This is a genomic window from Streptomyces sp. NBC_00536 (assembly GCF_036346295.1).
Classification (GTDB): domain Bacteria; phylum Actinomycetota; class Actinomycetes; order Streptomycetales; family Streptomycetaceae; genus Streptomyces.
On record NZ_CP107819.1, the window covers coordinates 4,344,586 to 4,357,218 of the forward strand.

The 12,633-nt window shown below is 69.9% G+C and carries 12 protein-coding genes and 1 tRNA gene; 7 read left to right on the plus strand and 6 right to left on the minus strand.

The window, feature by feature from the left end; all coding sequences use genetic code 11:
• The first annotated feature begins 2 nt into the window (after positions 1–2).
• The 3 genes from purQ to OHS33_RS19105 all read left to right on the plus strand — a co-directional run bounded on the left by purQ (position 3) and on the right by OHS33_RS19105 (position 3,815).
• Positions 3–683: a phosphoribosylformylglycinamidine synthase subunit PurQ gene (purQ, locus tag OHS33_RS19095; protein ID WP_330331632.1), complete on the plus strand. Its 681-nt coding sequence runs from the start codon at positions 3–5 to the stop codon at positions 681–683.
• Positions 680–2,929, plus strand: coding sequence for a phosphoribosylformylglycinamidine synthase subunit PurL (gene purL, locus OHS33_RS19100; RefSeq protein WP_330331633.1), 2,250 nt, complete (start codon positions 680–682; stop codon positions 2,927–2,929). The genes purQ and purL overlap by 4 nt, the downstream gene beginning before the upstream one ends.
• A gap of 85 nt (positions 2,930–3,014) precedes the next feature.
• The gene (locus OHS33_RS19105) at positions 3,015–3,815 is read left to right on the plus strand and encodes a maleylpyruvate isomerase family mycothiol-dependent enzyme (protein WP_330331634.1); all 801 of its coding nucleotides are present in this window, start codon (positions 3,015–3,017) and stop codon (positions 3,813–3,815) included.
• A gap of 22 nt (positions 3,816–3,837) precedes the next feature.
• Here OHS33_RS19105 and OHS33_RS19110 read toward each other — a convergent pair whose 3' ends face one another.
• Positions 3,838–5,268: a sulfatase-like hydrolase/transferase gene (locus tag OHS33_RS19110; RefSeq protein WP_330331635.1), complete on the minus strand. Its 1,431-nt coding sequence runs from the start codon at positions 5,266–5,268 to the stop codon at positions 3,838–3,840.
• Between the two features lie 110 nt (positions 5,269–5,378).
• On the minus strand, positions 5,379–5,474 hold the full coding sequence (locus OHS33_RS39835; protein WP_350325720.1) for a putative leader peptide: 96 nt from the start codon (positions 5,472–5,474) through the stop codon (positions 5,379–5,381).
• Between the two features lie 158 nt (positions 5,475–5,632).
• Between OHS33_RS39835 and purF the strand changes: the two genes are divergently transcribed.
• Complete coding sequence (gene purF / locus OHS33_RS19115; protein ID WP_330331636.1) at positions 5,633–7,150, plus strand: amidophosphoribosyltransferase; 1,518 nt, start codon at positions 5,633–5,635, stop codon at positions 7,148–7,150.
• Between the two features lie 49 nt (positions 7,151–7,199).
• Positions 7,200–8,270, plus strand: coding sequence for a phosphoribosylformylglycinamidine cyclo-ligase (gene purM, locus OHS33_RS19120; RefSeq protein ID WP_330331637.1), 1,071 nt, complete (start codon positions 7,200–7,202; stop codon positions 8,268–8,270).
• Between the two features lie 132 nt (positions 8,271–8,402).
• On the opposite strand, the gene OHS33_RS19125 is transcribed toward purM, so the two are convergent.
• Positions 8,403–8,714: a DUF3073 domain-containing protein gene (locus OHS33_RS19125; RefSeq protein WP_443065319.1), complete on the minus strand. Its 312-nt coding sequence runs from the start codon at positions 8,712–8,714 to the stop codon at positions 8,403–8,405.
• Positions 8,715–8,989: 275 nt separating this feature from the next.
• Positions 8,990–10,099: a Leu/Phe/Val dehydrogenase gene (locus tag OHS33_RS19130; RefSeq protein ID WP_330331638.1), complete on the minus strand. Its 1,110-nt coding sequence runs from the start codon at positions 10,097–10,099 to the stop codon at positions 8,990–8,992.
• A 190-nt stretch (positions 10,100–10,289) separates the two neighbouring features.
• On the opposite strand from OHS33_RS19130, the gene OHS33_RS19135 reads away from it, so the two are divergent.
• Both OHS33_RS19135 and bldC read left to right on the plus strand, forming a co-directional pair.
• A complete protein-coding gene (locus tag OHS33_RS19135; RefSeq protein WP_330331639.1) occupies positions 10,290–11,144 on the plus strand; it encodes a hypothetical protein in 855 nt (284 codons plus the stop codon).
• A 512-nt stretch (positions 11,145–11,656) separates the two neighbouring features.
• Positions 11,657–11,863, plus strand: a complete 207-nt coding sequence (bldC, locus tag OHS33_RS19140) for a developmental transcriptional regulator BldC (protein ID WP_003949541.1) — start codon at positions 11,657–11,659, stop codon at positions 11,861–11,863.
• Positions 11,864–12,215: 352 nt separating this feature from the next.
• On the opposite strand, the gene OHS33_RS39840 is transcribed toward bldC, so the two are convergent.
• Together OHS33_RS39840 and OHS33_RS19145 are read right to left on the minus strand one after the other, a co-directional pair.
• The gene (locus OHS33_RS39840) at positions 12,216–12,371 is read right to left on the minus strand and encodes a DUF6274 family protein (RefSeq protein WP_443065320.1); all 156 of its coding nucleotides are present in this window, start codon (positions 12,369–12,371) and stop codon (positions 12,216–12,218) included.
• 131 nt (positions 12,372–12,502) lie between these two features.
• Positions 12,503–12,576, minus strand: a tRNA-Asp gene (locus OHS33_RS19145).
• Between the last annotated feature and the right edge of the window lie 57 nt (positions 12,577–12,633).

Genomic DNA, 12,633 nt, shown 5'->3' on the forward strand with positions numbered 1-12,633 from the left:
CGGTGACCACTCGCATCGGAGTCGTCACGTTCCCAGGAACGCTCGACGACCGTGACTCGCTGCGCGCCATCCGCCTCGCGGGGGCCGAGCCGGTCTCGCTGTGGCACCGCGACAAGGACCTGCACCAGGTCGACGCGGTCGTCCTCGCGGGCGGGTTCAGCTACGGCGACTACCTGCGCGCCGGAGCCATCTCCCGGTTCTCGCCGGTGATGGAGACCATCATCGAGCAGGCCAAGGCCGGCATGCCCGTCCTCGGCATCTGCAACGGCTTCCAGGTCCTCACCGAGGCCCACCTGCTGCCGGGCGCGATGCTGCGCAACAACCACCTGCACTTCATCTGCCGCGACCAGAAGCTGCGCGTGGAGAACGCGGAGACCGCGTGGACCGGCGACTACACCGCCGGCCAGGAGATCTCCGTACCGCTCAAGAACATGGACGGCCGGTACGTCGCCGACGAGCACGTGCTCGACGAGCTGGAGGCCGAAGGCCGCGTGGCCTTCCGCTACCTCGACGTGAACCCGAACGGGTCGCTGCGCGACATCGCCGGCATCACGAACGCGGCGGGCAACGTCGTCGGTCTCATGCCGCACCCCGAGCACGCGGTCGAGCCGCTGATCGGGACGGGCCGCACCGACGGTCTCCCGTTCTTCACCTCGGTCCTGAAGAAGCTGGTCAGCGCATGAGCCTCGACACCGTCAAGAACGCCACCGAGACCCCGGATGCCTCCCAGCCGTGGAAGGAACTCGGCCTCAAGGAGGACGAGTACGCCCGGATCCGGGAGATCCTCGGCCGCCGTCCCACCGGCGCCGAGCTGGCCATGTACTCCGTCATGTGGTCCGAGCACTGCTCGTACAAGAGCAGCAAGGTCCACCTGAAGCAGTTCGGCGAGAAGGCCCCCGAGAACACCGCGATGCTCGTCGGGATCGGCGAGAACGCGGGCGTCGTCGACGTCGGCCAGGGATACGCGGTCACCTTCAAGGTCGAGTCGCACAACCACCCCTCGTACATCGAGCCCTACCAGGGCGCGGCCACCGGCGTCGGCGGCATCGTCCGCGACATCCTGGCCATGGGCGCCCGCCCGGTCGCGGTCGTGGACCCGCTGCGCTTCGGCGCGGCCGACCACCCCGACACCAAGCGCGTGCTGCCCGGCGTCGTCGCGGGCATCGGCGGCTACGGCAACTGCCTGGGCCTGCCCAACATCGGCGGCGAGGTCGTCTTCGACGCCTGCTACCAGGGCAACCCGCTGGTCAACGCCGGCTGCATCGGCGTGATGAAGCACGAGGACATCCACCTCGCCAAGGCCTCCGGCCCCGGCAACAAGGTCATCCTCTACGGCGCCCGCACCGGCGGCGACGGCATCGGCGGCGTGTCCGTGCTGGCCTCGGAGACGTTCGACGACTCCAAGCCGACCAAGCGCCCCGCCGTCCAGGTCGGCGACCCCTTCCAGGAGAAGCTCCTCATCGAGTGCACCCTGGAGATCTTCAAGGAGAAGCTGGTCGCGGGCATCCAGGACCTCGGCGGCGCCGGGCTCTCCTGCGCCACGAGCGAGCTGGCCTCCGCCGGTTCCGGCGGCATGCGCGTCGAGCTGGACACCGTCCCGCTGCGCGACGCGACCCTCTCGCCCGAGGAAATCCTCATGAGCGAGTCGCAGGAGCGCATGTGCGCGATCGTCGAGCCGCAGTACGTCGAGCGGTTCATGGAGATCTGCGAGAAGTGGGACGTCATCGCCACCGTCATCGGTGAGGTGACCGACGGCGAGCGCCTGGAGATCTTCTGGCACGGCGAGCAGATCGTGGACGTGCCCCCGGGCACCGTCGCGCACGAGGGCCCGGTCTACAACCGCCCGTACGCACGCCCCGAGTGGCAGGACGCGCTCCAGGCGGACGACGCGAACAAGCTGGCGCGCCCGGCGACTTCGGCCGAGCTGCGCGAGCAGGTCCTCGCCCTGGTCTCCTCCCCGAACCAGGCCTCGAAGTCCTGGATCACCGACCAGTACGACCGGTTCGTGCAGGGCAACACGGTGCTCTCGCAGCCCGAGGACGCGGGCATGGTCCGCATCGACGAGGAGACCAACCTCGGCGTGGCCATGGCCACCGACGGCAACGGCCGCTTCGCCAAGCTCGACCCGTACACGGGCGCGCAGCTGGCCCTGGCCGAGGCCTACCGCAACGTGGCCGCGACCGGCGCCAAGCCGCTGGCCATCTCCGACTGCCTGAACTTCGGCTCCCCCGAGGACCCGGGCGTCATGTGGCAGTTCGCCGAGGCCTGCCGCGCGCTCGCCGACGGCTGCCTGGAGATGGGCATCCCCGTCACCGGCGGCAACGTCTCGCTGTACAACCAGACCGGCGAGACCGCGATCCACCCGACCCCGGTCGTGGCGGTCCTCGGTGTGATCGACGACGTCAACCGCCGGACGCCGATGGCGTTCACGGAGCCCGGCCAGCTGCTCTACCTGCTGGGCGACACCGCCGAGGAACTGGGCGGTTCGGCCTGGTCCGAGGTCGTCCACCAGCACTTGGGCGGCATGCCGCCCAAGGTGGACCTCGCCCGCGAGATGCTGCTCGGCGAGATCCTGATCTCGGGCTCGCGCGACGGCATGATCGACGCCGCGCACGACCTGTCCGACGGCGGCGTCATCCAGGCGCTCACCGAGTCCTGCCTGCGCGGCGGCAACGGCGCGCGGATCGTGGTCCCGGAGACGCTGGACGCCTTCACCTTCCTCTTCTCCGAGTCGGCGGGCCGGGCCATCGTGGCCGTGCCGCGCAGCGAGGAACTCCGCTTCACCGACATGTGCGGGGCGCGCGGCCTGCCCGCCACGCGGATCGGTGTCGTGGACGGCGAGGAGATCGAGATCCAGGGCGAGTTCAGCATCCCGCTGAGCGAACTGCGCACGGCGCACGAGGCGACGATCCCGGCCCTGCTGGCCTGACCGTCCCGCTCGCAGAGCGCTGTACGGGGCCCCGTCCACGGTGTGGGCGGGGCCCCTGTGTACCCGCCCGCAGTAGGGTCGCCGCATGCCGCCCGCCAAGAAGAAGCCGCGTACCTACGACCACGCCCGGACCCGGGCCGCCGTCCTCGCGCAGTTCGGGCACGTGCGGGACGCCGTGCGCGACCTCGACGCCGACCAGCTGGCCCGGCCCAGCGGGGTCGGGGAGTGGACCGTGGCCGAACTGGCCGCGCACATCGCGTGGATCGCGGACTCGCTGGCGGCGGGTCTCGCGAAGCCGCCCGCCGCCGTCGCCGAACTGGCCGTCGCCGAGTGGCCCTTCGCCACCGCCTCGCTCGCCGGGAAGATCACCGAGGCGGCCCGGGAGACGCTGGAGACCCTGGAGGGCGCCCCGCTCCCCGAGCTGTACGACCGGGCGGCGCTCCGGCTGGCCGAGGCGCTGGAGACGCACCCCGGCGGGTGGGTGCTGGACCTGTGGATCGGGGCCATGACCCTGGCCGACTTCCTGGTCACCCGCACCGTCGAGCTGGTCGTGCACACCGATGACCTCAGCCGCGCCACCGGACGGGACATCCCGCTCGACCGGCAGGCCCTGGCGGCCTGCACCCGGCTGCTCGCCGACGCCCTCGCGGTCAAGGCACCGGGCGGCGCGGTGGAGTTCCGGGTCCCGCCCTTCGCCGTGGTCCAGTGCGTCGAGGGGCCCCGGCACACCCGGGGCACCCCGCCGAACGTGGTGGAGACCGACCCGCTGACCTGGCTCCGGCTGGCCACCGGCCGCGTGACCTGGGCCGAGGCGCTGGCCGCCGCCCAGGTCCGGGCCAGCGGCGAACGCGCCGACCTCTCGGCGCTGCTCCCCCTGATGAGCTGAGGCCGGTTCCGTCGGCCCGCGGTCAGCCCGGGTACGGGAGCAGGCCCGCGTCCGTCTTCTCCCAGGCCGCCCGCAGTTCGGCGAGGCGGGCCGGTTCCAGAGCCGCCTTGTCGGCCTGTTCGCGGAGGTCCGCGGTCAGGTGGAAGAGCTGGTCCCGGCCGGTCTTGCCGCGGTAGTACTTCCAGTCGCCGCGGCGCAGCGCCCGCTCGCCGCGCACCCGCCAGAACAGGTCGTGCTCCGGGGCCTTCTCGCCGCGCAGCAGATAGCCGGCCAGGCTCTTGCCGTCGAGCGGGAAGGCCCGGTCGGGGCGGGCCCCGGCCAGTTCCAGCAGGGTCGCCGTCCAGTCCGGGGTGACCACCGGGACGTGGCTGACCTGGCCGCCGTCGATCCGGGCGGGCCAGCGCACGATGGTGGGCACGCGGATCCCGCCCTCCAGGAGGGCGGCCTTGTTGCCGCTCAGCGGCCAGTTGTAGGAGAACCGCTCGCCGCCGTTGTCGCTGGCGAAGAAGACCAGGGTGTCCTCCTCCTGCCCGGACCGCTTGAGCGCGGCGAGTACCTCGCCCACCGAGCGGTCGAGGTCCTCGACCATCTGCTTGTACTTCTCGACCGAGCCGCCGTCCTGGTGCCACAGCGCGCGCCCGTCACCGGCCTTGATCCGGCGGACGATCTCCTTGCTCTCCTCGGTGTCGCCGTCGGCGATCCAAGGCCAGTGCGGGGTGGTGAAGTTCAGGTTGAGCAGCCAGGGCCGGTCGTGGCGGCGGCCGACGTACTCGCTCGCCCGCTCGGTCAGGATCCGGGTGTAGTAGCGCAGGTCCTTGTACTCGGCGTCGCCCTCGTAGAGGTCGTACTCGCCGCCCAGGCCCAGCTTGGAGTAGTACTCCAGGGCCCCGCCGAAGTTGCCGAAGAACTCGTCCCAGCCGGACTTCGTCGGGCTGTAGTCGGGGAGGTAGCCGCAGTGCCACTTGCCGATCAGCGCGGTGGCGTAACCGGAGGCGCGCAGCAGCGAGGCCAGCGTGGGGTGGGTGGGGTCCAGGCCCACGGAGGTGTCGGCGATCGGCTCGGCCAGTCCGCCCTTGGTGCGGCCCGGGTAGCGGCCGGTGTAGAGGCTGAACCGGGTCGGCGAGCAGGTCGCGGATCCGGAGTAGGCGTCGGTGAACCGGACGCCCTGGCGGGCCAGTCGGTCCAGGTTCGGGGTCTTGATGTGCGGGGAGCCGTACGAGGACAGGTCGGCCCAGCCCAGGTCGTCACCCAGGATGAACAGGATGTTCGGGCGGCGCCCGGAGCGGCCGCGCGCGGCCTCGAACTCCCGTTCCCGGGGCTGCGCGTACTGCGCTTCAGCAGGGGCGGACGCGGCGGCCGGGGCGGCGGCGAGTCCGACGGCCGCGGTGGCGGCGGTGGCGCCGACCGCGCCGCCGAAGGCGCGCCGGGACAGCTCGGATCGGTTCGTGCTCACAGAGGAACTCCAGTCCAGGGCGGAGCCGCCGACGGAAGTCTCCGGCCGGCCCAGACAGAAAAGACCCAGAAAGGGTCAGAAAAGGGAAAAGAACCGCGAAATGTGAGTGGTTACGCGGAACAGCGACAGATAGCGCTCGCGACACGGACCAGGTCTACGTGGCGGCGCTCGACAAGGGTGACGGAACGGTCACCGAGAGGCTGCATGGGGTGGAGCTTGTGCGAACCCACAGGCGCCTGTCAACCAGCGCATCCGGATTTCGAGACGGTCACCCTGTGTCCGGTTTACCGGACTGTCCGCACTGTGACATTTCCTGGCCTTCCCCAATTCGGACCAGTGGTCGATCTCGCCTACACTCGGAGCCGTGCCTCGTGGTGATGGACGACTCAACCACGACCTGCTCCCCGGTGAGAAGGGCCCCCAGGACGCTTGCGGCGTCTTCGGTGTCTGGGCTCCGGGTGAAGAGGTCGCCAAGCTCACCTACTTCGGACTGTATGCACTGCAGCACCGCGGACAAGAGTCCGCGGGAATCGCTGTGAGCAACGGTTCCCAGATCCTCGTCTTCAAGGACATGGGCCTCGTGTCCCAGGTCTTCGACGAAACCTCTCTCGGATCCCTCCAAGGTCATATCGCGGTCGGTCACGCCCGCTACTCGACCACCGGAGCCTCGGTCTGGGAGAACGCGCAGCCCACCTTCCGTGCGACGGCCCACGGCTCCATTGCCCTGGGTCACAACGGAAACCTGGTGAACACCGCCGAGCTGGCGGGGATGGTCGCCGACCTCCCCCGGCAGGACGGCCGTGCCACCCAGGTGGCCGCGACCAACGACACCGATCTCGTGACGGCCCTGCTCGCCGGACAGACGGACGACGACGGCAAGCCCCTGACCATCGAGGAGTCGGCCACCAAGGTCCTCCCGCTGGTCAAGGGCGCCTTCTCGCTCGTCTTCATGGACGAGGGGACCCTCTACACCGCCCGTGACCCGCAGGGCATCCGCCCGCTGGTCCTCGGCCGCCTGGAGCGCGGCTGGGTGGTGGCGAGCGAGACCGCCGCCCTCGACATCTGCGGCGCCAGCTTCGTCCGCGAGGTCGAGCCGGGCGAGCTGATCGCGATCGACGAGAACGGTCTCCGTTCCTCCCGATTCGCGGAAGCGAAGCCCAAGGGCTGTGTGTTCGAGTACGTCTACCTGGCGCGCCCGGACACCGACATCGCCGGCCGGAACGTGTACCTCTCGCGTGTCGAGATGGGCCGCCGCCTGGCCAAGGAAGCCCCGGCCGAGGCCGACCTGGTGATATCGACACCGGAATCCGGCACGCCCGCCGCCGTCGGCTACGCCGAAGCGAGCGGGATCCCGTACGGCGTGGGCCTGGTCAAGAACGCCTACGTCGGCCGGACCTTCATCCAGCCCTCGCAGACGATCCGCCAGCTCGGCATCCGTCTGAAGCTGAACCCCCTCAAGGAAGTCATCCGGGGCAAGCGCCTGGTGGTCGTCGACGACTCGATCGTCCGCGGCAACACCCAGCGCGCCCTGGTCAAGATGCTCCGCGAGGCCGGCGCGGCCGAGATCCACATCCGGATCTCCTCCCCGCCCGTGAAGTGGCCCTGCTTCTTCGGCATCGACTTCGCCACCCGTGCGGAGCTGATCGCCAACGGCATGACCGTCGAGGAGATCGCCACCTCCATGGGTGCGGACTCCCTCGCCTACATCTCGCTCGACTCGATGATCGAGGCGACGACGATCCAGAAGCCCAACCTCTGCCGTGCCTGCTTCGACGGCGAGTACCCCATGGAGCTGCCCGACCCGCAGCTCCTGGGCAAGCAGCTCCTGGAGACCGAGCTGGCCGGCGGCACGGACGCCGCCGACGCGCTCCGCCGTCCCTGATCACGCACCCGCAGTAACCGCAGTAACGACACGAAAGCTCATCCCTGTCATGACAGAGAAGACCACCGGTGCCAGCTACGCAGCCGCGGGCGTCGACATCGAAGCGGGCGACCGCGCCGTCGAGCTGATGAAGGAGTGGGTGAAGAAGACGCAGCGCCCCGAGGTCCTCGGTGGCCTCGGCGGTTTCGCCGGCCTCTTCGACGCCTCCGCCCTCAAGCGCTACGAGCGCCCGCTCCTGGCCTCGGCCACCGACGGCGTCGGCACCAAGGTGGACATCGCCCGCCAGCTGGGCGTGTACGACACGATCGGCCACGACCTGGTCGCGATGGTCATGGACGACATCGTCGTCTGCGGCGCCGAGCCGCTCTTCATGACCGACTACATCTGTGTCGGCAAGGTCCACCCCGAGCGCGTCGCTGCCATCGTCAAGGGCATCGCCGAGGGCTGCGTCCTGGCCGGGTGCGCCCTGGTGGGCGGCGAGACCGCCGAACACCCGGGTCTGCTGGGTCCGGACGACTTCGACGTCGCGGGCGCCGGTACGGGAGTCGTCGAGTACGACGCCCTGCTCGGCGCGGACCGTATCCGTACGGGGGACGCCGTCATCGCGATGGCGTCGTCCGGGCTTCACTCGAACGGGTACTCGCTGGTCCGCCACGTCCTCTTCGACCGCGCCAAGATGGCGCTGGAGAGCCACGTGGAGGAGTTCGGCCGGACCCTCGGCGAGGAGCTCCTGGAGCCGACCAAGATCTACTCGCTGGACTGCCTGGCCCTCACCCGCACCGCCGAGGTCCACGCCTTCTCGCACATCACGGGCGGCGGCCTCGCGGCCAACCTCGCCCGGGTCATCCCGGACCACCTGCACGCCACGGTCGACCGTTCGACCTGGGCCCCCGGCGCGGTCTTCGACCTGGTCGGCCAGGCCGGCAAGGTCGAGCGCCTGGAGCTGGAGAAGACGCTGAACATGGGCGTCGGCATGATCGCCGTGGTCCCGCAGGAATCGGTGGACGTGGCCCTGACCACGCTGTCCGACCGGGGCGTCGACGCCTGGGTCGCGGGCGAGATCCTGGACCGCGGGGCGCACACCGAGGGCTCGACCCTGACCGGCGACTACGCGAACTGAGCACGACGGGACCGGCGGAACCGACCAGATCGGTTCCGCCGGGAACGCACTGAAACCCGGTCCGGGGCATTGCCCTGGACCGGGTTCATGTGTTGTTGCTCAGCTGGTGATGCGGTGTGGACGCTGGATGCGTCAAGCGCCGCGACGCTGCGCCGACGGGCCGGACTCTTCGTCCTCGTCCTCGTCATCGCCGTTGTACAACTTCGCGTACTTGGCGTACGGGTCGTCGTCGTCTTCCAGCTCGTCATCGACCTCGACCGGCGCGCTGACAGGCAGCGGCTCCGTCGGCGATGCGCCCAGCTCATTGGCCAGACGCGAGAGGTCAGTCCCGCCGCTGTTGTACTTCAGCTGGCGGGCGACCTTTGTCTGCTTGGCCTTGGCCCGGCCGCGCCCCATGGCTCGACCCCCTCGGTGACGGGGCTCGACGGCCCCAGAGTCTGACACGCGTTCATGGTTCGGAGCGGGCTCTCCGTGGAGAGACCGTCCGTAGGGCTTTAACGGTACCTGCTTCCGCGGCCATACGGTACGCCGCCCGCATGACGTGCCCCGGCACAGTGCCTGCGAGACGCCCCGTACTCGCTGGTCAGCTGCGATTTTAACCCTATATTGGCGAGCGACCCGCCGAAGCGCAGTGAGTTCCGTCTCTCCGCAACCCCGGCGGGCGCAAACACCCGTGGTACGGGGCCCGGCGCCGGATTCAATCCGGCGCCGAACCCGTTTTACAGACCCCGCGCGGCGCGCGCTTCGGCCATCCGCTGTTCGGCGATCCGGTCGGCCGCCGCGGCGGGCGGAATCCCGTCCGACTTCGCACGTGCGAATATGGCCAGCGTGGTGTCGAAGATCTTCGTCGCCTTGGCCTTGCAGCGGTCGAAGTCGAAGCCGTGCAGCTCGTCGGCGACCTGGATCACGCCGCCGGCGTTGATCACGTAGTCCGGGGCGTAGAGGATGCCGCGGTCCGCGAGGTCCTTCTCCACGCCGGGGTGCGCGAGCTGGTTGTTCGCGGCGCCGCACACCACCTTCGCGGTGAGGACCGGCACGGTGACGTCGTCGAGGGCGCCGCCGAGCGCGCAGGGGGCGTAGATGTCCAGCCCCGCCAGCCGGATCAGCGCGTCGGTGTCGGCGACCGCCGTCACCTTGCCCGGGTGCTTGTCCAGGATCCGCTGCACCGACTCGGCGCGGACGTCCGTGATGACGACCTCGGCCCCGTCCTCCAGCAGGTGCTCGACCAGGTGGTGGCCGACCTTGCCGACGCCCGCGACGCCGACCTTGCGGCCGCGCAGGGTCGGGTCGCCCCACAGGTGCTGGGCGCTGGCGCGCATGCCCTGGAAGACGCCGAAGGCGGTGAGCACCGAGGAGTCGCCGGCGCCGCCGTTCTCGGGGGAGCGGCCGGTGGCCCAGCGGGTCTCGCGGGCGACGACGTCCATGTCGGCCACGTAGGTGCCGACGTCGCAGGCGGTCACGTAGCGGCCGCCGAGGGACTCCACGAACCGGCCGTAGGCCAGCAGCAGTTCCTCGCTCTTCAGGACGTCGGGGTCGCCGATGATCACGGCCTTGCCGCCGCCGTGGTCGAGCCCGGCGAGGGCGTTCTTGTACGACATGCCGCGGGCGAGGTTGAGGGCGTCGAGGACGGCCTCCTCGTCCGAGGCGTACGCGTGGAAGCGCGTACCGCCGAGCGCGGGGCCCAGTGCGGTGGAGTGAAGGGCGATGACGGCCTTGAGGCCACTGGCGCGGTCCTGGCAGAGCACGACCTGCTCGTGGCCGCCCTGTTCCGTGCGGAACAGGGTGTGCAGGACGCCGTCGGTCATTTCGGTCACGGTGGTGACTCCCATGGATGAGATGCGGCGGGAAGCGCCCTCCTGCGGGTGGGGAGGGCGTTGTTGGGAGCAGCGTAAGACCTGCGGGGCGCGCCCGGCCGTCCTGTCCGGGGATCGGACCTCCGCTCGGACTTCTGACCGGATTTCTCCCCTGTCGGGGGCGCGCGGCCGCGTACGGGCGCCCGGCGCGGGGGAGTACGAGAGCGTGAGCGAATCCCCCGATCCCCGGCTGCCCGCCGCGCGCCAGGCGCCGACCGTCCCCTACGCGTCCTACCTGCGCGTCTACGAACCCCTCGCGGCCTTCGCCGAGCCGGAGCGCGCGCACTGGGCCGACTACGCCCGGCGCGGGCACACCCCGACGGCGCAGGACGAGCTGCGCCGGTCGCTGGCCGATCTGGTCCGGGTGCCGCTGGTGGGGGTGCCCGCGCACGAGAGCGCGGACGCCTTCACGGCGGAGCTGGACGGGGTGCTGCTGGTCTGCCCGTGGCGGACCCGGCTGCGCGGCTGGCTGGCGCTGCAGGAGCTGGTGGCGGATCTGCCGCTGCCGGTGCTGGACGCGGCGCTGCCGCCGGGGGTGCGCCGCCGGGCGGCCGAGGAGTACGACGCCTGGCGGGCGCGGAACCCGGACGCGCGCCCGTGGATCCGTACGGCGGTGTGGCAGGTCCCGCTGCGCTGGTTCGTGCTGGTGGCCGACGAGGAGCGGGAGTACGTGCCGGGGGAGCTGCTGCGCTACCGGACGCCGATGGTCCAGGCCCGGCGGCGGCTCGCGCGCGGGCTGCGGACCCTGCGCGAGGCGGAGGGGTACGGCGCGCTGGCCGACGGGCTCGTCGAGGTCGGCAGCTGGCTGGAGGAGTTCCACCCGCGCTCGATGGTCGAGCTGGACTACGGCGGGCTGGTGCACGGGCTGCCGGCGGCGGGACTGGCGGAGGACCGGTCGGCGGCGGAGCTGGCGGCGGGGATCGCGGCGCTGCGGGCGGGCGACTCTGACGGAGCCGTGGAGACGTACGTCATATTGGCCGACCGTTGGCGGGCTGTTCGGGAGAGACTGTTCGCCAACTAGCCGTATGGTCCGAACGGCCACAAGCCGTGGTACTTCAGGACGATTCACTCATTAGGGTCTTAGTGCCAGGACCTACGTCCCGATCCCGGCCATTGGCTCAAGCGTGACGGACCGCACTTTCCACACTCTTGCGCCCTTCCCCTACCCTCGTGCCAAAATAGGACAAGGAGTCCGGGGAGGGTTCCTTCCGCCCAACTTTGGGTGGATTGCTCGGGATTGCACGCTATGGGGGGTCTGACGACTCCTGATCGCTCTGTGACTGATCGTCACGGTGGGGTGACTGTCCGTTATGGGGCAGTCCATCGGCTTCCGTCGCTGATGAACACCTCGGAGGGCAATTCCATCGGTTTGGCCGACGAGGCTGGACAGATGGTGTAGTTGTAGTGCCGAGGACAAGCCGTTCGTCCTATAACCGACTCGGCCTTCGTCTGTCCATTTCGGGCAACGAGGGCCAAGGTGCAGAATTTAGAGGAAAGAACCGAGATGGTTCGGTTCTCCCGAGGAGGCCGCTCATGACCGCTCGCACCCCTGATGCCGAGCCGCTGCTGACCCCGGCTGAGGTTGCCACGATGTTCCGCGTGGACCCGAAGACGGTCACCCGCTGGGCCAAGGCTGGCAAGCTCACGTCCATCCGCACCCTGGGTGGGCACCGCCGCTACCGCGAGGCCGAGGTTCGCGCACTGCTCGCGGGAATTCCGCAGCAGCGCAGCGAGGCCTGAGGTCCCGAGGTTCCGCAGCACAACCCCTTTTAACGGGTCGATATCGGGTCCCCCAATCCGATGAAACCCACATGGCTTCATGCGGCCGGATCTGCCCCAACAGGTTCATCAGCCGTCGATCGCGCTGGACTCCGCCGGGTCCAGCGCGATCTTTTTTATGCCCGGGGGATGGTCCCGGGCCGACGCGTGGGGTGCCTCGTAGAGGGGGTGCCATTGCACATATTAAATCGAAGGGGCGTATGTGCGTGATAAACGTGTGCGTCTCGAAAACTCATGTGGTGACTCCCGTCACAGCTAACAACTCTTGTACATCCGGCATTGCGCCCGTAATGGGGTCCGCCAGATGTGAATGTCAGCCGGGCGCGGGACCTTCGGCCCTCCGCGCCGCTTCCCGTGCGAGGTGCATGAGCCGGTTGCAGACCAGGCAGTGGCGCGTGAGGTGGCGACGTCCGCGCGAGGCCGCCAGATGGGCCTTCAGGAGCGCTCTGAGCTCGTCCCGGGCATTCATGAGGGAAAACCACACCTCCCGTACCTGTGATGGCCGCAGGGGCCCGTGGGGCCGCTCGTGTGCCGTGCGTATCCATGGGGGGAACGCGTCAGGGCCCGTATCCCTGGGGGATACGGGCCCTGACGTCACTGCGAACCTGACGGGACTTGAACCCGCGACCTCCACCTTGACAGGGTGGCGAGCTAACCAACTGCTCCACAGGTCCTCGTTCGCGGCCACTTGGTGGCTGCGAAACCGACTGTACAACAGCTCAGGGGGTGAG